The 19,461-nt window shown below is 64.0% G+C and carries 20 protein-coding genes; 8 read left to right on the top strand and 12 right to left on the bottom strand.

Annotated elements, in window-relative coordinates:
- Positions 1-96: 96 nt before the first annotated feature.
- Genes ACP92_RS16775 through ACP92_RS16765 form a run of 3 tightly spaced genes read right to left on the bottom strand, consistent with a single transcriptional unit; the run spans position 97 to position 1,831 of the window.
- On the bottom strand, positions 97-762 hold the full coding sequence (locus ACP92_RS16775) for a DUF799 domain-containing protein (RefSeq protein ID WP_013235301.1): 666 nt from the start codon (positions 760-762) through the stop codon (positions 97-99).
- Complete coding sequence (locus ACP92_RS16770; protein ID WP_013235300.1) at positions 759-1,130, bottom strand: DUF4810 domain-containing protein; 372 nt, start codon at positions 1,128-1,130, stop codon at positions 759-761. The genes ACP92_RS16775 and ACP92_RS16770 overlap by 4 nt, the downstream gene beginning before the upstream one ends.
- Positions 1,131-1,162: 32 nt before the next feature.
- On the bottom strand, positions 1,163-1,831 hold the full coding sequence (locus ACP92_RS16765; protein ID WP_013235299.1) for a CsgG/HfaB family protein: 669 nt from the start codon (positions 1,829-1,831) through the stop codon (positions 1,163-1,165).
- A gap of 274 nt (positions 1,832-2,105) precedes the next feature.
- On the opposite strand from ACP92_RS16765, the gene ACP92_RS16760 reads away from it, so the two are divergent.
- Positions 2,106-2,744, top strand: coding sequence for a carbonic anhydrase (locus ACP92_RS16760; RefSeq protein ID WP_013235298.1), 639 nt, complete (start codon positions 2,106-2,108; stop codon positions 2,742-2,744).
- A gap of 24 nt (positions 2,745-2,768) precedes the next feature.
- On the opposite strand, the gene ACP92_RS16755 is transcribed toward ACP92_RS16760, so the two are convergent.
- Both ACP92_RS16755 and ACP92_RS16750 read right to left on the bottom strand, forming a co-directional pair.
- The gene (locus ACP92_RS16755) at positions 2,769-3,800 is read right to left on the bottom strand and encodes an aldo/keto reductase (RefSeq protein WP_013235297.1); all 1,032 of its coding nucleotides are present in this window, start codon (positions 3,798-3,800) and stop codon (positions 2,769-2,771) included.
- Entirely contained in the window at positions 3,797-4,231 is a 435-nt protein-coding gene (locus ACP92_RS16750; protein WP_013235296.1) for a MerR family transcriptional regulator, read from the bottom strand. The genes ACP92_RS16755 and ACP92_RS16750 overlap by 4 nt, the downstream gene beginning before the upstream one ends.
- Positions 4,232-4,404: 173 nt before the next feature.
- On the opposite strand from ACP92_RS16750, the gene ACP92_RS16745 reads away from it, so the two are divergent.
- On the top strand, positions 4,405-5,148 hold the full coding sequence (locus ACP92_RS16745) for a 2-keto-4-pentenoate hydratase (protein WP_013235295.1): 744 nt from the start codon (positions 4,405-4,407) through the stop codon (positions 5,146-5,148).
- Positions 5,149-5,163: 15 nt separating this feature from the next.
- Here the strand turns inward: ACP92_RS16745 and bla are convergent, their stop codons facing one another.
- Positions 5,164-6,063, bottom strand: a complete 900-nt coding sequence (gene bla, locus ACP92_RS16740) for a class A beta-lactamase (RefSeq protein WP_013235294.1) — start codon at positions 6,061-6,063, stop codon at positions 5,164-5,166.
- A 114-nt stretch (positions 6,064-6,177) separates the two neighbouring features.
- Here bla and ACP92_RS16735 point away from each other — a divergent pair, with 114 nt between their 5' ends.
- On the top strand, positions 6,178-7,041 hold the full coding sequence (locus ACP92_RS16735; RefSeq protein WP_013235293.1) for a LysR family transcriptional regulator: 864 nt from the start codon (positions 6,178-6,180) through the stop codon (positions 7,039-7,041).
- A 206-nt stretch (positions 7,042-7,247) separates the two neighbouring features.
- Positions 7,248-7,397 (top strand): hypothetical protein, encoded by a 150-nt coding sequence (locus ACP92_RS24875; RefSeq protein ID WP_013235292.1) that lies wholly within the window; start codon positions 7,248-7,250, stop codon positions 7,395-7,397.
- A gap of 98 nt (positions 7,398-7,495) precedes the next feature.
- Here the strand turns inward: ACP92_RS24875 and ACP92_RS16730 are convergent, their stop codons facing one another.
- Positions 7,496-8,485 carry a M48 family metallopeptidase gene (locus ACP92_RS16730; RefSeq protein WP_013235291.1) on the bottom strand — a complete coding sequence of 330 codons (990 nt, stop codon included), beginning with the start codon at positions 8,483-8,485 and terminating at the stop codon, positions 7,496-7,498.
- A 4-nt stretch (positions 8,486-8,489) separates the two neighbouring features.
- Positions 8,490-9,581, bottom strand: a complete 1,092-nt coding sequence (locus ACP92_RS16725) for a YjgN family protein (RefSeq protein ID WP_013235290.1) — start codon at positions 9,579-9,581, stop codon at positions 8,490-8,492.
- Positions 9,582-9,914: 333 nt separating this feature from the next.
- On the opposite strand from ACP92_RS16725, the gene ACP92_RS16720 reads away from it, so the two are divergent.
- The 4 genes from ACP92_RS16720 to ACP92_RS16705 all read left to right on the top strand — a co-directional run bounded on the left by ACP92_RS16720 (position 9,915) and on the right by ACP92_RS16705 (position 14,697).
- Positions 9,915-10,682, top strand: a complete 768-nt coding sequence (locus ACP92_RS16720; RefSeq protein ID WP_013235289.1) for a dienelactone hydrolase family protein — start codon at positions 9,915-9,917, stop codon at positions 10,680-10,682.
- Between the two features lie 171 nt (positions 10,683-10,853).
- Complete coding sequence (locus ACP92_RS16715) at positions 10,854-11,576, top strand: gluconate 2-dehydrogenase subunit 3 family protein (protein ID WP_013235288.1); 723 nt, start codon at positions 10,854-10,856, stop codon at positions 11,574-11,576.
- A gap of 2 nt (positions 11,577-11,578) precedes the next feature.
- Positions 11,579-13,360: a GMC family oxidoreductase gene (locus ACP92_RS16710; protein WP_013235287.1), complete on the top strand. Its 1,782-nt coding sequence runs from the start codon at positions 11,579-11,581 to the stop codon at positions 13,358-13,360.
- Between the two features lie 11 nt (positions 13,361-13,371).
- Positions 13,372-14,697 carry a c-type cytochrome gene (locus ACP92_RS16705; protein WP_013235286.1) on the top strand — a complete coding sequence of 442 codons (1,326 nt, stop codon included), beginning with the start codon at positions 13,372-13,374 and terminating at the stop codon, positions 14,695-14,697.
- 91 nt (positions 14,698-14,788) lie between these two features.
- Here ACP92_RS16705 and ACP92_RS16700 read toward each other — a convergent pair whose 3' ends face one another.
- The 4 genes from ACP92_RS16700 to ACP92_RS16685 form a co-directional block, all read right to left on the bottom strand.
- Complete coding sequence (locus ACP92_RS16700; RefSeq protein ID WP_013235285.1) at positions 14,789-15,670, bottom strand: carbohydrate ABC transporter permease; 882 nt, start codon at positions 15,668-15,670, stop codon at positions 14,789-14,791.
- Positions 15,670-16,569: a carbohydrate ABC transporter permease gene (locus ACP92_RS16695; protein WP_013235284.1), complete on the bottom strand. Its 900-nt coding sequence runs from the start codon at positions 16,567-16,569 to the stop codon at positions 15,670-15,672. The genes ACP92_RS16700 and ACP92_RS16695 overlap by 1 nt, the downstream gene beginning before the upstream one ends.
- A gap of 170 nt (positions 16,570-16,739) precedes the next feature.
- A complete protein-coding gene (locus ACP92_RS16690) occupies positions 16,740-18,071 on the bottom strand; it encodes an ABC transporter substrate-binding protein (RefSeq protein WP_013235283.1) in 1,332 nt (443 codons plus the stop codon).
- Positions 18,072-18,195: 124 nt separating this feature from the next.
- Positions 18,196-19,281 (bottom strand): ABC transporter ATP-binding protein, encoded by a 1,086-nt coding sequence (locus ACP92_RS16685; protein ID WP_013235282.1) that lies wholly within the window; start codon positions 19,279-19,281, stop codon positions 18,196-18,198.
- Positions 19,282-19,461 lie beyond the last annotated feature (180 nt).

The following is a 19,461-nucleotide window of genomic DNA, read 5'->3' as shown; positions in this document are numbered from 1 at the left end:
ACGGTCGGGCAGTCTTTGCCAGACCTACGAGAAAGCGCCGCCACGATCATCTCGCAGCGGCGCTTTGTGCTTGCAGCCGCTTTGGGTCGGGCGGGCTCAGTCCTTCTGGTATTGCGGCGAACGCGGCCCATGCAGCAGGCCGTTGGGATTGCCAGCGCGCAGCAGGCGCTGGCTGGCGATGCCGGCCATCTTGTAGCTGGCGTCGCTGGTGGTGTTGACGATCTGATTGATCACCGCCGAGACCAGCATGCCGATGAGACCGTTGGAGTTCTGCTGTTGCTGTTCCAGGCTGGACGCACGCGCTGAACCTTCCCACAACAGCTTGCCCGAACGCAGATCGACCAGCCTGGCCTCGGCGGCCACCAGCGTTTCACTCTGCACCACCTGGTAGGAGGTGCCATAGCGGGTGATCTTGATGTACAGCGCCGCGTCGGCGCCGAAGATCTCGCGCAGCTTGGGGGCGGGCAGTTCATGGATCTCGTCGGGATTGCTCAGCCCGTTCTGCCGGAAGGTCGCTGCGGCCAGCGAGACCGGAATCACGTAGTAGCCGGATTCCGCCAGCGGCTCGGTGGCCTGCGCCAGCACGCCATAGGGGGCGATCACTTCGGAAGACGTGTTCACCGGCGGCAGCACCAGGATGGAGGCCGGACGAGCCGCCTTGAACTCGGCATAGTCGTAGGGTTTCTGCGGCTGGGTGGCGCAGCCGGTGGCCAGCAGCACCAGCATAGCGGCGGCCAGCACCTTGCATTTTCCGGCGATCATTTTGTCGCTCCCTTCCTGTAGTTGTTCATCAGGAAATCCATGTAGGCCGTCGATTCCGGAAACAGCGCCTTCTCGGTCTGCAAGGCCAGGATCAGCTGATCATCCTTGCCGGCGGCGGCGTAGAGCATGCCCAGATGGGCGTGATAGCCGGGCGGAACGGCTTCGTCCCGGGCGCGCATCTTCTGCAGGTTTTCTTCCAGCGCGGCGATCTCGGCTTCATGGCCGTTGCCTTCGTTCTTGAAGTGGCTGTACAACTGGTCCTGGTAGTTGCCCCAGCCATAGAGGGTCTTCGGCTTCTGGCTGGCGCAACCGGAGAGGGTCAGCGCCAGGCCGAGGGCGAACCCGGCAGCGAGCTTCTTGTTCATCATGGTCAGTCTCTTGCGTGCGTGGAGGGGTCGGGTCAGGGCTTCCATGCGCCGGAATCGATGCCGGTCACCAGGTTCTGGACCGCTTCGCGTATGGCCAGGTCGAGCACCTTGCCATTGAGCGTGGAGTCATAGCTGGCGGTGCCGCCGAAGCCGATGATCTCGCGGTTGTCCAGGCTGTATTCACCCGCGCCCTGGGCCGAATAGACCACTTGCGAGGTGTTCACGTCCACGATGTTCAGGCTGACCTTGGCGTAGGCCACCTGCGACTTGCCGCGACCGAGGATGCCAAAGAGCTGGCGGTCGCCCGTTTCCTTGCGGCCGAACTCGCTGACGTCGCCGGTGACCACGTAGTTGGCGCCCTTGATGCTCTGCGTCTGCTGGTTCAGCTTGGCTTCCTGGGCCAGTTCGCTCATGCTGTCACGGTCCATCACTGAGAAGCGGTTGCTTTGCTGCAGATGGGTGATCAGTACGGTCTTGGCCTGGTTGCCCAGGCGGTCAACGCCATCGGAGAAGATGCCGCGCAGGTAGCTGGAACGGTTTTCGAACTTGCCCACGGCGATCGGGCTGCGCGCGCCCTGGTAAGCCTGGCCGGCGCTGGCGACCTTGACTACTGCGACGCTGCGCGAGCCCTCCGAGGCGCATCCCGCGAGCGCCGAGACCATGACAACTGCCGCCACGGTCGTGACATACCTGTTGTTCATCAATTTGTTCCCCCGATGTGGTGATTAAGCTGTCCGCCGGACGGCGCACAGACTGATGCGGCACCTGTGTGCATTGCCCCCATGGGCGCATCGAGCGGGCAAGACTATCAAAGGGAAATGTGAGCGGTCTCTAGAAGAAATTCGATATTTGTGTATAAAGCAGACCGGCAGACCGTGCCGCGGCGGCCTTCTTCTTGGCGTAAAGACGGGCGGTGCCGGCTTCGCCTAAATCCGCGTCATAATGTCGCTTTTAAGAACGAAGGCAACGCCAACCATGCGCGACATCATCAACGGTTTCCTGCGCTTCCAGCAGGAAGTCTTCCCGAGCCGCAAGGAATTGTTCAAGACCCTGGCCACCGGGCAGACCCCCAAGGCGCTGTTCATTTCCTGTTCCGACAGCCGCATGGTGCCGGAACTGGTCACCCAGCGCGAGCCGGGCGACCTGTTCGTCATCCGCAACGCCGGCAATATCGTGCCTTCCTTCGGACCCGAGCCGGGCGGGGTGAGTGCGACGGTGGAATATGCGGTGGCGCAGCTGAAGGTGTCCGATATCGTCATCTGCGGCCATTCCGATTGCGGCGCGATGACCGCCGTGGCCACCTGTGCCTGCCTGGACCACATGCCGGCCGTGCGCAACTGGCTGCACCACACCGATGCGGCGCGCATGATCAACGAGTCGCGTCCGCACGCCACCGAAAAGGACCGCATCGACGGCATGGTGCGCGAGAACGTGATCGCCCAGCTCAACAACATCCGCACCCATCCGTCGGTAGCCGTGGCGTTGGCGCAGGGACGGCTGGCCTTGCATGGCTGGGTCTATGACATCGAATCCGGCTCCATCCTGGCCCTGGATGCGGCCAGCAACCGTTTCGTGCCACTGGCCCAGCACCCGGCGGCCAGCAGCGAGGACTGAGCGGCCCGGTGTCGGGCTGCGGCCTCAGCCATTGAGCATCTTCATGCTGGCGTCGGTATAGCGTTCCCCGGCCGCCGCCCCGCGCGGGAAGATCGCATCCAGCGCCTGCAGGTCCTCGGGCGCCAGCTTCACGCCAACCGAGCCGGCATTGTCTTCCAGATAGCGGCGGCGCTTGGTGCCGGGAATGGGGACGATGTGCGGATCCTGCGCCATCACCCAGGCCAGCGCCAGCTGGCTGGGCGTGCAGCCATGTTGCCCGGCCATTTCCTTCACTTTTTCCGCCAGTTGCAGGTTGCGCGCGAAGTTCTCGCCCTGGAAGCGCGGATTGCTGCGGCGGAAGTCATCCTCGGCCAGATCCTCGAAGCGCTGGATGGCGCCGGTCAGGAAGCCGCGTCCCAGCGGGCTGTAGGCCACGAAGCCGATGCCCAGCGTGCGGCAGGCCGCCAGCACCTCCGCTTCGGGATCGCGTGTCCATAGGGAATATTCACTTTGCAAGGCCGTCACCGGATGCACCCGGTGCGCCCGCTCCAGCGTCGCAGCCGAGGCTTCGGACAGACCGATGTAGCGGATCTTGCCCGCCTGCACCAGGTCGGCCAGCACGCCCATGGTGACTTCGATGGGCGTGGCGGGGTCGATGCGGTGCTGGTAGTAGAGGTCGATGGTCTCCACGCCCAGGCGCTTGAGGCTGCCTTCCACGGCCTGGCGGATGTAGGCCGGGCTGCCATCCACGCCGCGTGCGCCGGGATCGGAGGGATCGCGCCGGATGCCGAACTTGGTAGCGATGAAGAACTTGTCGCGGCGGCCCTTGATGGCGCGGCCCAGCAGTTCTTCATTGGTGTAGGGACCATACATGTCGGCCGTATCGAGCAGGTTGATGCCTAGCTCGAGGGCGCGGTCGATGGTGGCCAGGGATTCGGCGTCGTCGCGCTGGGCGTAGAAGTCGCTCATGCCCATGCAGCCCAGGCCGATGGCCGAGACCAGCGGGCCATTGCTGCCCAGGCGGCGGGTGCCGACGGGGGAGTGCGCTTGCAGGTGCGAGGTGAGGGGTTCGCTCATGATGCCATCCTTTCAGGGTGAGAAGTGCTGGCCGCGGTGTCGCGGCCGGCCGCGCTGGCCTGCTGCTCCAGCGCTTCATAGAGGACCAGCTTGTGCTGCAATACCGCCAGGTTTTCCTGCAGCTCGGCCAGGGTGTGTTGTACGCAAAGCGTATGCGCCTGCAGCAAGGCCTTGCGCTGGCTGACGCTTTCCACGGTATTGCCGGCCCGGCGCAGCTCGGCATAGCGCAGCATGGCGCGCACCGGCAGGCCGGTGGCCTTGAGCTTCTTCAGGAAGGCAATCCAGTCCAGGTCTTCCTGGGTGTAGCGGCGATGGTGGTTGTCGCGCCGCTCCACCGGATCGAGCAGGCCGATGCGTTCGTAATAACGCAGGGTATGCACCGACAGGCCGGTGGCCTGGGCCGCCTGGGCAATGGTCAGGGAAGTCGTCATGGCAAGCAGTCTAGAAGTTGGAGTGCGCTCGAAGTCAAGCGTCCACTGCCATTATCGGCATCCCGGTCCGAGTGCGCTGGCGGCGGCGAGTTCATTGCCGCGCTGCAAGTGGGCGCGGGCGCTGCCAGCCAGTACAATGCGCTGCATTCATTTTTGCCCTGGAGACTTCGCGCATGCACATCGACGCCGCTACCCAACTTCTGCTCGACGCCCGCCACAGCGGCCTGGCCCTGGACTGGCGTCGGCTGGCCGTGGGCGATGCCGAGACGGCCTATGCCGTGCAGGATGCGCAATTGCTGCGCCTGGGCCCGGTCGGCGGATGGAAGGTCGGCAGCAAGGGCGATGGCGGCACGCCCGGCTGCGCGCCCTTGCCGGCCTCGGGCGTGCTGCCTTCCGGGACCACGCTGGCCGGGCCGCAATGGCGCATGCGCGGGCTGGAAGTGGAATTGGCCTTGCGGGTGGGGCGCGACTACGATCCGGGCGAGCAACTCCCCGATGAGGCAGAGCTGCGCACCGTCTTCGACGCCATCCTGCCCGCCATCGAGGTGGTGGAGACCCGCCTGGGGCATCCTCCCTGTACCAATCCCTGGGCTGGCATGGCCGACCTGCAAAGCCATGGCGCACTGGTGACCGGCGCGCCGCAAGCACTGCCAGACCTGCTGTCGCTACGCCAGATCGAGGCCAGCCTGAGCATCGATGGCCAACAGGTCAGCCACACCACCGGCGGCAATCCCGCTGACCTGTGGCCGCTGCTGGGCTGGCTGGCGCTGCATTGCGCCCGCCGTGGCCAGCCCTGGCGGGCCGGGCAGATCATCACCACGGGGTCTTGCACCGGCCTGCAGATGGCGCGCGGCGGCCGGCGGGTGGAGGCCGCACTGCACGGCATCGGCGCGGTGTGGCTGGACTTTGCCGGCTGAGCGCCTTCTTCCGACCTAGCTCATCAACTGGCCGATCAGTCGGCCTACTTCGGTATGCACGGCGTCGCGCCCTGCGTCGGTGGCTGCATTTTCCGTGAGATAGACCGCAAAGAGCAGCGGCGCGCCCTGCGCCGTCCACACCACGCCGATGTCATTGGCCGTACCCAGGCGTCCGGTGCCGGTCTTGTCGCCCACTTTCCAGCTGGCGGGCAGGCCGGCGCGCACGCGCTTGGCGCCGGTCTGGTTGGCGATCAGCCATTGCGTGAGCTGCTGGCGCGAGGCCGGGGTGAGCGCATTGCCCAGCACCAGCTGGCGCAGGTCGGCAGTCATGGCCGCTGGTGTGGTGGTGTCGCGCGGATCGCCGGGGACGGCTTCGTTGAGGGTGGGTTCATTGCGATCCAGCCGGGTCAGCTCGTCGCCCAGCGTGCGCACGAAGCGGGTCAGTCCCGCCGGCCCGCCCATGCTCGCCAGCATCAGGTTGGCGGCGGTATTGTCGGAGAGGGTCATGGCCGCTTCGCACAGTTGCGCCATCGACAGCCCCGCGCCGCCGGTGTGCTTGCCGGTGGTGGGGGAGTAGGGCACCAGGTCTTGCTTTTGATAGACGATGCGGCGCGTCAGCTGCTCCTGGCCTTGATCCACCCGGCGCAATACTGCAGCGGCTGCCAGGAACTTGAAGGTGCTGCACATGGGGAAGCGCTCGTCGGCGCGATAGCCCCAATGACGACCGCTGGCCGTGTCCAGCAGCGATACGCCCAGGCGACCGCCGATATCGGCTTCCAGCCGCGACAAGCGCGCCGTGAGTGCGCTGGAGTCCTCAGTTTTAGTTGTGCTTTTGGTGTCAGCGGCCCAGCTGCGGCTGATCAGGCCAGCGCCAATGAGCGCTGCAAGAGAAAGGAAATGGCGTCTTCCGGACATGAATTCTCCTCGATGAATGATGGCGACAGGGCTGCATCATAGGCAGTAGCGGCAGGTCCCACAATTCATGATAATTGGGTGCAAGCCCAAGAAAAACTGATGCCTGGAGTCGCCATGTACCTGCCCCTGAATGCCTTGCGCGCCTTTGAAGTCTCGGCCCGCCATCTCTCCTTCACCCGCGCCGCCGAGGAACTGAGCGTGACCCAGACGGCGGTGAGCATGCAGGTCAAGAACCTGGAGCAGCGCCTGGGCGTGGCGCTGTTCCGGCGTCTGCCGCGCGGATTGGCCTTGACTGATGAGGGGCTGGCGCTACTGCCGGTGGTGGCGCAATCCTTTGGCCGCATTGCCGATGTGCTGGCCCAGTTCGAAGATGGCCGGCGGCGCGAGGTGCTCACGGTGGGGGTGGTCGGCACCTTCGCCGTGGGGTGGCTGATGCCGCGGCTGCGCCAGTTCCAGCAGCAGCATCCCTTCGTCGACCTGCGCCTGCTGACCAACAACAATCGCGTCGACCTGGCCGGTGAGGGGCTCGATTACGCGATCCGTTTTGGCGATGGTGCATGGCATGGCACACAGGCTGAACGTCTGTTCGAAGCGCCGCTGGCGCCCATGTGTGCGCCCGCCATCGCGGCGCGCCTGCGCTCGCCGGCCGACCTGGGGGCGGAGACGCTGCTGCGCTCTTATCGCAGCGACGAATGGGGGCGCTGGTTTGCGGCGGCGGGTGCAGCTTGTCCACCCTTGCGGGGCTTCGTGTTCGACTCGTCGCTGGCCCTGGCCGAAGCGGCTGCCCAGGAGGCCGGTGTGGCGCTGCTGCCGGTGCTGATGTTCGAGCGCGAACTGCAACAGGGGCGGTTGGTCTGCCCTTTCGGACAGCGCATCGTGCTGGGCGCCTATTGGCTCACGAGCTTGAAGTCGCGCCCGCAGACCGCTGCCATGGCGGCTTTCCGGCAATGGCTGCAGTCCCACGCAGGGGCCATGTAGGTCAGTTGGAAGTGATGACTACACGCAACACCCACACCTTTGTCGGGGAATTCCCGATAGACGCCAGCGCTGCATGCACATAGAATAAATGATATAAACAATTTATACGGTTCGTGCCGGCCGTATGAGTGTAGACCATGGACTCACCGGCACTGGCAGACGGGCTTGTCGTGCTGCCATCAGAAAACAGTGAAAGGGGGTAAGTCATGAACTACTTCGCAAAACTCTATCGCAAGCTGGTCGATTTTCTCAACGACTCCAGTGAACTCGACACCGGCTCGCATCGCGGCGCGCCGCATTGCTGCAGCCTCTATTCGGGCTTGTCGAGCATGTCGCAGGAAGAGCAGCGTCGATGAATCGCTGAATCGCCGATTCAGTCATCCAGCCTCATCTGCCAACCCGGGCCGCGTCAGCGCCCCGGGTTTTTCATTTTCGTCAGGATCGGTCAGGTCGCTCAGCGGGCGCCGAGGATGTGTGCAATGCGTTCGTCGTTGGCCGGATGGCTGGACAGGTAAGGCGAGGCCGGGTCGTCCTTGCCGGCGCTTTCCAGCTTTTCGAATACCAGCGCCAGCTTCTGGCGCGGCAGGCCATTGGCCTTGAACATGGCGATGGCGTAGTCGTCCGCCTCGCGCTCGATATCGCGCGAGTACTTCAGATCCAGCAACACCGTCGGGATGTTGGCCAGTACCGCCGAGACGTCGCCGAAGAGCACCGTGGCAGTGGCCGCAATGGCTGAACTCTGGATCAGTCGTCGCATCAGGTGGCGTCGATGCACATGGCCCAGCTCGTGAGCCAGTACGCCCATGAGAGCGTCGTCATCATCCAGCAGCCGCACGATCTCGTCGGTCACCACGATCTGCCCTGAGGGCAGGGCGAAGGCATTGGGGCCGATACGGCTCTTGCGGAACACGATCTGGTAATCCGGCGCATCCGGCAGCGGCGCCGTCAAGGCCCGGAAGCGCGCCGTGATGGCCTGGGTGCGCCGTGCATCGAGCTGGCTGGGGGCCAGCACGTGCTGGTCGAGGAATTCCAGCGTGCCCTGGCCGATCTGGCGATCCACCGCCACCGGCAGCGTGGCGGCAATGCCTTGCGCGGCCAGCGGCAGCAGGTAGACATAACTCAGCACCACCACCGCGACCAGGACGGCGCAAGCCGCCAGCGCATGACGCCAGCTTTGCTGCAGGCGTACCACCAGGGAGTCCTGGTGGCCGGTTTCCTGCAGCAACTCGCGGAAGGCCGCGCCGTCGATGATCTCGAGATAGGCCCCATCGGGAAAGCTGACCTTGCGTGCCGCGCGCGCAAAACGTTCGGAGACCCGCAACTGCCCGATCGGGCAATCCCGTTCGATCTCTCCGCGCACCTGCGCCACGCCGGCGACGACCTCCAGGGTCACCTGGTGTCGTCGCGAGGTCCTGCCGTCGTAGTAGGAGGCGAGTACTGACATGGGCTTACATCGACAGGTCGAAGTCGAGCAGGTCGCCCAGCCCTTCACCGGTGGCCGAGCCGTGCGCTTCGCTGGACGCTACGAAGTCGTCCAGGCTGCTGGCCGGCAGCAGTGTCAGCGATTCGATACGATAGCGCATCATGCGGATCTGGGCGAAGGGGGTGTACAGGCCCAGCGTGAAGACCACACCCAACACATTGGTGAAGACGATGAAGGCGGTGCGGCCCCAGCGCATATCGCTCTGGAAGCGATGCTCACCCAGGCGGGTGTTGTTCCAGACCAGGTTCTGCAGCAGCGTCATCCATAGCGGCAGGGCCAGGAAAGTCCATGCATACAGCGCCAGCACCATCAGCATCAGACTGAACACTGCGGTTGTACCCGCATGGACCATCTGGATCAGGGTGATGCCGCCAAAGCCGACGAAGATCACGATGATGCCGCCCAGCCACAGTCCCAGTCCGATCAGGAAGGTCTTGTAGAACGCCCCTACCGAACCATGGAAGGAGAAGTGGGTCGCGCCGAAACGCGCCTCACTGTGCTGGTAACGCTTGAAACGCTGGTAGGCCAGCGGCGCCAGCAGTCCCAGGGAGATGCTGGCCAGCATGGGCCACATCAGGAAGTTGCGGGCGGCGCCGCCCAGGCTGCCGCGAAAGCCGAAGCGGATGCCGCGATAGCTGGTGTTGTAGAGCTTGAATTGCAGGCTGCGCCAGAGCAGCCAGGGACCGGCCAGCACCAGCAGCAGTGCGGCCGCCAGGCCCAGTAGCGGGCTTGCTGCGCCGGCGAAGTTGTAGACCGCCAGCAGCACCACCGCAATGATGCGCCCCTTGAGGATGGCGATCGGATTGCCGTGGTAGTCGAAGCTGCCGCCGGCGACCGAGGTGTTGTCGTAGAAATAGCGCAGCCGCCGCACCTTGGCCCAGGCCGAGTAGATGCCCAGGGTGACGATGGACAGCAGCAGGTTGACGATCCAGATGCGGAAGTACTCTCCGCCACGGCCACTGAAGGAAAAGGCTTCAGGCTTGACCGGTGCTGCAGTGTTGAGGACAGTGGAGAAGGGGGGCGTTGCCTGGCTGGGCAGGTCGGAAGGTTCGTTCATGGACGCTCGCTGATGTTGGATTTATAGGATGAGTCTGCCGATGGGTGGGGCAAGAATCTATTGCTCGCAGTAAAAAGTCAAGCTGGGACCAATCCTGTGCGCCTTGTAGGGGCAATGTATGGATGAGCCTCGCATTTTGACGAGATCCAGTGGTCTGACCTCCTGCAGGAATGCACCATTTGTGCGAACATTGCCGACTTGTTGAGGTCTGCGTCCGGACAAGGGTCGGCTCATCCTGGCCCGGTTGCGGTCCGATCGCAGCGTCGCGCCAAAGCATAAAAGTTTCCTCGATGCCGGTCTCCACACCGGCATTGGCCACCCAAAGGAGCCCTCATGTCCACACCCTGGAATACCGCCGCCATCGCCGACAAGCTCGGCATTCCCGCTACCGACCTCGGCATCGAGACCATCGCCCACAGCGCCGATGGCATCGCCTACGAAAGCGTGCTGCTCTACAACAAGGCCCAGCCGCCGGTCTCGGGTGTGGTGACCGTGCCCAACTACTTCGGCCTGCGCCAGCAGGCGCTGGAGATTGCCGCCACCACCATCGGTGCGGGCCATGCCATCCTGGTGGCCGATGTGTTCGGCAAGACCCTGCGTCCGGCCAATCCGGACGAAGCCCTGGCCGCCATCATCCCCCTGAAGAAGGACCGCGCCGAACTGCGCAAGCGCATGCATGGCGTGTTGAAGGTCTTGCGTGAACAGAGCTTCGTCAAGCTCGATGCCGCCCGGCTGGGCGCCTGCGGCTTCTGCTTCGGTGGCACGGCTGCGCTGGAACTGGCGCGTGACGGCGCCGACGTGCGCGGCACGGTGTCCCTGCACGGCGCGCTCGATACCCCGGCGCCCGCCCAGAGCAAGGTCAAGGGCGCGGTCCTGGTGCTGCATGGCGTACAGGACCCCTCGGTGCCGCGCGAGCAGGTCAATGGCTTCATCGACGAGATGAGCGCACTCCATATCGATTGGCAATTGGTCAACTATGGCCAGGCCGCTCACTCCTTTACCGATCCCGACGCCAACAGCCCCGGCTTCTTCTATCACCGCCAGACCGCCCAGCGTGCGGCGGTGGCGTTGCAGGCCTTCTTCGGCGAAGTGCTGGCCTGAGCTTCCCTGTTTTTGCCCTTGTCCGACCGTGCCCGTAGCGGTGGGGCAGGGGTGCATCACCCGCAATAACAAGAGACCGCATCCATCCGTCGCGCAAGGGTTTGCTTGCTTGCGCGGCGGATCGTGCCACGGTCCAGGTACCCCTCGTCCATTCCAGTCCAAAGGATAGTCATGTCACAAGATAAAGAGCCCAGGCGGCGCTTTCTGCGCCAGGTGTTGGCCATCGTCCCAGCCGCAAGCACGCTAGGTGGCGCCACTACCGTCGCCGTCAGCCAGGCCGCCATGGCCGACAGCAGCGAGCCGGGCAAGCCCCGCGCCTATACCCCCACCTACTTCACGGCAGCCGAATGGGCTTTCCTCAACGCCGCCGTTGATCACCTCATCCCCTCGGACCAGTACGGCGCCGGTGCGCTGGAAACCGGCGTGCCCGAATTCATCGACCGCCAGATGGAAACCCCCTATGGGGCCGGCAAGCTGTGGTACATGCAAGGTCCCTTCCATCCGGACAGCGTGCCCGAACTGGGCTACCAGCTCTCGCTGGTGCCGCGCGACATCTATCGCCAGGGCATCGCCGCCTGCAACGACTGGTGCAGCAAGAACCACGGCAAGGTCTTCGCTGAACTCGACAAGGCCAAGCAGCTGGAAGTGCTCAAGATGATGGACGGCGGCAAGATCAGCTTCGAGACCGTGCCGGCCAAGACCTTCTTCAACTTCATGCTGGGCAATACCAAGGAAGGCTATTTCGCCGACCCGATGTATGGCGGCAACCAGAAGATGGGAGGCTGGAAGATGGTCGGCTTCCCCGGTGCGCGCGCTGATTTCGCCGACTGGGTCGATCAATACAACGTCAAGTATCCATACGGCCCTGTGTCGATTCTGGGAGAGAAGGGCTGATCATGGCTATCAAAAAAGACAAAGTGGATGTAGTGATGGTGGGCCTGGGCTGGACCGGCTCCATCATGGGCATGGAGCTCACCGAAGCCGGCCTGAGCGTGCTGGCGCTGGAACGCGGCGACATGCGTGACACCAATACCGACACGCCCTATCCCAAGGCCGTCGATGAACTGAAATACTCCGTGCGCGGCGCGCTGTTCCAGGACCTCTCGCGCGAGACCGTGACCATCCGTCACACCCTCTCGGATGTGGCCGTGCCGTACCGCCAGCATGGCTCCTTCCTGCTGGGCGATGGCGTGGGCGGCGCTGGTTTCCACTGGAACGGCATGATGTACCGCAACCTGCCCGAAGAGCTGGAAATGCGCACCCACCACGAGCAGAAGTACGGCAAGAAATTCATCCCCGAGGACATGACCATCCAGGACCATGGCGTGACCTACAAGGAGCTGGAGCCCTTCTACGACTTCTCCGAAAAGGTCATGGCCGTCTCCGGCAAGGCCGGCAATCTCAAGGGCCAGATCGTCCCCGGCGGCAATCCGCTGGAAGGCGAGCGCAGCGACGAATTCCCGACCCCGCCGCTGCAATACCAGTACAGCGCGTCGCTGGTCGAGAAGGCCATGCGCGATGTCGGTTACCACCCCTATCCGGCCCCGGCGGCCAATGCCTCGCAACCCTTCACCAATCCGTACGGCGTGCGCATCGGCCCCTGCAACTACTGCGGCTTCTGCGAAAACTACGGCTGCTACATGTATTCCAAGGCCTCGCCGCAGACCACCATCCTGCCGGTGCTGTTGAAGCGCAAGAACTTCGAGGTGCGCACCAAGGCCCAGGTCATCAAGGTCAACCTGGATGCCTCCGGCAAGCGCGCCACCGGTGTCACCTACATCGATGCCCAGGGGCGCGAGGTCGAGCAACCCGCCGACCTGGTGCTGCTGACCGCCTTCCAGACCCACAACGTGCGCCTGCTGCTGCTCTCGGGCATCGGTAAGCCGTATGACCCGGTGACCGGCGAAGGTGTGGTCGGCAAGAACTTTGCCTACCAGTACAACGGCGGCATCAACGTGATCATGCCCAAGGGCACGCAATTCAACCCCTTCATCGGCACCGGCGCCGGTGGCGTGGGCATGGATGACCTCAACGCCGACCAGTTCGACCACGGTCCGCTGGGCTTCATCGGCGGCGCCTCGATCCGTCACGTGCGCTATGGCGGCCGTCCCATCAAGCAGGCCGGCACCATGCCGGGCGAGAAGGTGCCCAGCTGGGGTTCCGAATGGAAGGCCAGTGTGCAGGATGCCTACCAGCGCACCCTGACCATCGGCATGTCCGGTTCGGTGATGGCCTATCGCGATTGCTACCTGTCGCTGGACCCGACCTACAGGGATGCCAACGGCCAGCCGCTGTTGCGCCTGACCCTGAACTGGAAGGAGAACGAAGGCAAGATGCTGACCTACATCGCCAGCCAGATGGAAAAGGTCGGCCAGGCCATGAATCCGGAAAAGGTCGTCAAGGCGGTGCGCAAGACCGGTTCGTCCTGGGATACCCGGGTCTATCAATCGACCCACCTGACCGGTGGCGCGATCATGGGCACCACGCCCAAGAACAGCGTGGTCAACAAGTACCTGCAAAGCTGGGATGTGCCCAACGTGTTCGTCTACGGCGCCTGCGCCTTCCCGCAGAACATGGGCTACAACCCGACCGGGCTGGTCACGGCGCTGGCGTATCACTCTGCCAAGGCCATCCGTGAGCAGTATCTGAAAAACCCCGGCCCGCTGGTGCAGGCATAAGGATGACGACCATGATCAAGCATTATTTCATCGCCGCCTGCGCGGCAGTCATGTCGCTGTCCGCGTTGACCGCCGCAGCGCAGAGCAATCCGGCTGCGCCCTCGGCCGACCAGCAGCTGGTGCAGCGTGGCGAATACCTGGCCAAGGCCGGTGACTGCGTGGCCTGCCACACCGCCAAGGGTGGCAAGCCCTTTGCCGGTGGTTTGGCCATCGCCACGCCCATCGGCACGGTGTATTCCTCCAACATCACACCGGACAAGGAAAACGGCATCGGCAACTACAGCGAAGAGGATTTCGACCGCGCCCTGCGTCACGGCATCCGCAAGGATGGCGCCTCGCTCTATCCGGCCATGCCGTATCCGTCCTACGCCAAGGTCAAGCCGGCTGACGTGAAGGCGCTGTATGCCTACTTCATGCATGGCGTGCAGGCTGATCCTGCGCCCAATCGCGGGGTGGACATCACCTGGCCGCTGTCGATGCGCTGGCCCCTGTCGATCTGGCGCAAGGTGTTCGCACCGGCAGTGGCGGTCGATGGTCCCGAGGACAACAGTCCCCTGGTCCGTGGCCAATACCTGGTCGAAGGCCTGGGTCACTGCGGCGCCTGCCACACGCCGCGCGGCGTGGGCATGCAGGAGAAGGCGCTGTCCAATGACAGCAGCCAGTTCCTCTCCGGCGGCGTCATCGATGGCTACCTGGCCAACAACCTGCGCGGCGACGGCCGCGATGGTCTGGGCAACTGGAGCGAGGCGGATATCGTGGCCTTCCTCAAGACCGGCCGCAACAGCCATTCCGCAGCCTTTGGCGGCATGGCCGACGTGGTCGCCAACAGTACCCAGTACATGACCGAGGAAGATCTCTCGGCCATGGCCAAGTACTTGAAGTCGCTCAAGCCGGTCAAGGACGGCACGCCGGCCCTGGCCTATGACGACAAGACCCACCAGGCCTTGCGCAAGGGTAGCGACCAGAGTCCGGGGGCGATGGCCTTCCTGAACAACTGCGCGGCTTGCCACCGCAGCAGCGGCAAGGGCTATGACGAGACCTTCCCGAGCCTGGCCCTGTCGCCCACGGTCAATGCCGAGAACCCGGCCTCGCTGATTCGCATCGTGCTGGAAGGCGCCGAAATGCCCTGGACCCACAAGGCCCCGACGCAATTCGCCATGCCCGCCTTCGGCAGCCGCCTGTCGGACCAGGAAGTGGCGGAGGTGGTGACCTTCATCCGCAGCAGCTGGGGCAACCAGGCTTCCTCGGTGAGTGCATCGGATGTGGCCAAGGTGCGCAAGCAACTGCCGGAGAAGAAGACGGTGGAGGCGGGCAGCGCGCCCGTGGCCAAGCAGTAAGCACTGCGTAGTCTGCTGACACCCGCAGCAAAAAGCCCGGCGTTCTTGCGAACGCCGGGCTTTCTCTTTGCAGGGCGGGATCGGTGAGCGGCTACTCCTTCACCGCTCCCGTCATCCCCGACACGTAATACTCCACAAAGAACGAATACACCACCGCCACCGGCAGCGAGCCCAGCAGCGCACCCGCCATCAGCGCGCCCCAGTGATACACGTCGCCTTCCACCAGTTCGGTGACGATGCCCACCGGCACCGTCTTCACCTCGGAGGAGGAGATGAAGGTCAGCGCATAGATGAACTCATTCCACGACAGCGTGAAGGCAAAGATGCCCGCCGAGATCAGGCCAGGAACGGCCAGCGGCAGGATGATCTTGACCAGGATCTCCCAGCGGGTGGCGCCGTCGATCAAGGCGCACTCCTCCAGCTCATAGGGAATCGAGCGGAAGTAACCCATCAGCAACCAGGTGCAGAACGGGATCAGGAAGGTCGGGTAGGTCAGGATCAGCGCCCAGCGCGTGTCGAACAGGCCCAGCTTGAACACGATCGCCGCCAGCGGGATGAACAAGATCGAAGGCGGGATCAGGTAGGCCAGGAAGATACCCAGCCCGACCTGCTTGGAACCCTGGAAGCGCAGCCGTTCGATCGCATAGGCGGCAAAGACGCTGGCCGCCAGCGAGGCGAAGGTGGAGACCACCGAGACGATCACGGTGTTCAACAGCCAGGCCGGATACTGGGTATCGAACAGCAGCTTCTTGAAGTGCGCCAGCGTCGGGGCGATCACCCAGAACGGGTTGCCCGACTGCGAGAGCAATTCATTGTCGGGCTTGAAGGCCGTGATCACCATCCAGTAGAACGGGAACAGCAGCACGAACAGGAAGATCAGCAGCGGGATATAGATCGTCACCCACTTGCGCGGGGTCGATTGCAGGAAATCCATGCCCTGGGTTTCCTGCTGGTCGTCTTTTTTCTTGGCCATTATTTGTCACCTCCTTGTTGCCAGCCGCGACGTTGCAGGCCGAAGTACGAGAACATGATCGCTGCCAGCAGGAAGGGAATCATGTAGGTTGCCAGCGCCGCGCCTTCACCCAGCGCACCGCCAGGAATGGCGCGCTGGAACGAGAGCGTGGCCATCAGGTGGGTGGCATTGAGCGGACCGCCACGGGTGAGCACATAGATCAGCTGGAAGTCGGTGAAGGTAAACAGCACCGAGAAGGTCATCACCACCGCGATGATGGGCGTCAACAGCGGCAGCGTCACATGGCGGAACTGCTGCCAGGGCGTGGCGCCGTCGATGGCCGCGGCTTCATACAGCGACGGCGAGATCGTCTGCAGGCCGGCCAGCAGCGAGATCGCCACGAAGGGAATGCCGCGCCAGACGTTGGCAAAGACGGTGGACCAGCGCGCATTCCACGGGTCGCCCAGGAAGTCGATATAGCGGTCGATCAGCCCCATCTTGTGCAGCGCCCAGCTGATGACGGAGAACTGCGCGTCATACAGCCACCAGAAGGCCAGCGCCGACAGCGCGGTCGGTACGATCCAGGGCAGCAGCACGATGGCGCGGAAGAAGGTCTTCAGCGGCACGTTCTTGTTGAGCAGGATGGCCAGCCACAGGCCCAGCATGAACTTGAGGATGCTGGCGCTGACCGTGTAGAACACGGTATTGAACAGCGACAGCTGGGCCAGCGAATCGCCGGCCAGGTAGGTGAAGTTGTCCAGGCCGATGAAGCTGCCTTCGCCGCCGATCTTGGTGTCGGTGAAGCCCAGCCAGATGCCCAGGCCCAGCGGGTAGGTCAGGAACACCACCAAGAGGATCACGGCCGGGGCCATGAACAGCATGCCCAGTACGTTACGGTTGTTCAGGAATCGGGATAGCATGATGTGCCTCGATGAAAGGGCCGCAGGGCAGTCCTGCGGCCGGTACGGTTGTGACGTGTCGCCTTGCGTCAGCGCTGCGGCGCCGGGTCGGCAGGCCCTGACAACCTGCCCCTTTGCCCGCTGTCCCGAGGGAACCCGGCGCCTTGTCCTTCACGCTGACGGCGCTGGCCTCAAGCCTTGTAGTAGCGCTTGGCGCGATCGGCTGCGCGGTCGATGGCCTGCTGCACGGTCTTGGCGCCCGAGGCCGCCTCGGCCACCATGTCCACCACCACGTAGTCGGCCATGCAGGCTGCCGAGGCTTGTCCCAGCGGACCTTCGTGGCCATGGTCCAGCATCAGCGAGGCCGAGTCGCGGTAGACCGTGGCCTTGGGGTCTTCGGTCCAGATCGGGTTCTTCTCATAGGCTTTCAGCGACTGGCTGACGTAGCCGATGGAAGCCTTCATCCACGGGTTGTACTGATCCGGCTCGAACATGAACTGCACGAAGGCCTTGGCCGCATTGGGATACTTGGTGTGCTTGAAGACCATCATCTGGGTGATCTGCATCAGCTCCGAAGGCTTGCCCACCGGACCGATGGGGAAGTGCGCGTGCAGGGTGTCCTTGCCGATCTCCTGCAGCTTGGGGTCCGGCGAGTTCTTGGCGGCGTAGTAGACCGAGATGCCGTTGGCGGTCATGCTGATCTGGCCGTCCAGGTAGGCCTTGTTGTTGGACGGGTCTTGCCAGGACAGGGTGCCGGGCACGAAGGTGGCGTAGAGCTGCTTGGCGTATTCCAGCGCCGCGCGGGTCTCGGGCGAATTGATGGCGACCTTGCCGCTCTTGTCGACCAGCTTGCCGCCGTGCGACCACAACAGCCAGTGCGCCCAGTTGTTGGCGTCGCCCACGGCCTTGCCCAGGGCGAAGCCGACCGGCGTGTCCTTGGCCTTGAGGGCCTGGCACAGCTTGAGGAAGCCGGCCGTGTCCTTGGGAATGGCGTCGAAGCCGGCCGCCTTGATCTGGCTTTCGCGATAGACCAGGGCATTGCCGATCACGCCCAGCGGCAGGGCGATCCACTTGCCGTCCTTGGTGCCGTACTTGCGGCAGACGTCGTACCAGCCGCCATAGCGCTTGCCCAGCGAATCGGCCAGGTCGGTCATGTCGACCAGCTTGGTGGGATATTGCTGCGGGTCGTCGAACCAGCCCAGCACGATGTCCGGACCGCTGCCCACGTTGGCCGCCACGGCCGACTTGGGACGCACGTCTTCCCAGCCTTCGCTGTCGGTGCGCACGGCCACGCCGGTCAGTTCGGTGAACTTCTTGATGTTGGCGTTCCACAGGTCTTCATCGCCCTGGACGAAACGCTTCCAGCGCAGCACGCGCAGGGTGGCGCCCTGCTCGATGGGGTACTTGATGCTGTCGGCGCCAGCCGCGCCCGGTCCTGCGGCAAAGGCGTTCGCGCCCATGCCGGTAGCCGCGGCGGCGGCGGCGCTGGTCACCAGGAATTCGCGTCGTGTCAGCTTGCTCATGTCTCCTACTCCTTCGGTTGAAAGTCGAATTGGACCGCGCCTCTACTGCGCTGGCGCGGATGGACTCTTGTTCTTCTGATGCTGCGCTACGGTGTTGCCGGTACTGCGGTGCTGCTTGCTCGAATCAGCGTCCTGCCAGCGACTTGCCCGACTCGGCATCGAACAGGTGCGTGCGGCTGTGGTCGGGGACCAGGTGGATCACGTCGCCCGCGCCGAAGTCATGGCGCTCGCGGAAGATGGAGGTGAGGCTGGTGTCGCCGAAGCGCGAGAACACTTCCGTGTCGGCGCCGGTGGGTTCCACCACGATGACCTTGGTGGCGATGCCTTGCCCGGCTGCGCCGATGGAAAGGTGTTCGGGACGCACGCCATAGGTCACCTTCTGGCCGTCATTGCCCTGCAGGGCGGCGCCATAGGGAGCGGGCACACGGGTGCCATCGGCGAACTCGACCTCGGCCCCGGTGGCGTTGCGGCGCAGGGTGGCGGGGATGAAGTTCATGGCCGGCGAACCGATGAAGCCGGCCACGAACAGGTTGGCCGGGTAGTCGTACAGGTCCAGCGGACGGCCGCGCTGCTCGACCAGGCCATCGCGCATGACCACGATCTGGTCGGCCATGGTCATGGCTTCGATCTGGTCGTGGGTCACATAGATGGAGGTGGTCTTGAGGCGCTGGTGCAGTTCCTTGATCTCGGTGCGCATCTGCACGCGCAGCTTGGCGTCGAGGTTGGAGAGCGGTTCATCGAAGAGGAACACCTGCGGATCGCGCACGATGGCGCGGCCCATGGCCACGCGCTGGCGCTGGCCGCCGGAGAGCTGGCGCGGATAGCGGTCCAGCAGCTGGTTCAGGCCCAGGATGTCGGCGGCCTTCTTGACGCGTTCGTCCACGAAGGCCTTGTCCTTCTTGGCCAGCGTAAGCGAAAAGGCCATGTTGTCGCGCACCGTCATGTGCGGGTAGAGCGCGTAGTTCTGGAACACCATGGCGATGTCGCGGTCCTTGGGCTGGACGTTGTTGACCACGGTGCCGCCGATGAGGATCTCGCCTCCGGTGATCTCTTCCAGTCCCGCCAGCATGCGCAAGAGCGTTGACTTGCCGCAGCCGGAAGGGCCCACCAGGACGGTGAATTCGCCATCGGCGATATCGATGTCGACGCCCCGGATGATCTGGGTGCTGCCGAACTGTTTCTTGACTGCGCGGATCTGTACTGATGCCATCAAATGCTCCTCGTGTATATCCTCGTATCGACGCTGCGGAACCGGTTCCAGAAGGAGACGGCCGCAACGCACTTTGTTCAGGCATGCCCGTTGGGGGCATGTGGGGGATCTCCGGAGCCCCCTTTTTTCTGTTTTCTACACTGATGCCTCGCCGGCTGGCCGCAGGCGAGGGTGCTGCAT

Origin of the sequence: Herbaspirillum seropedicae, from assembly GCF_001040945.1 — a bacterium.
GTDB lineage: Bacteria > Pseudomonadota > Gammaproteobacteria > Burkholderiales > Burkholderiaceae_D > Herbaspirillum > Herbaspirillum seropedicae.
The sequence above is the reverse complement of the archived record's forward strand: the minus strand, read 5'-3'. Positions and strand labels throughout refer to the sequence as shown.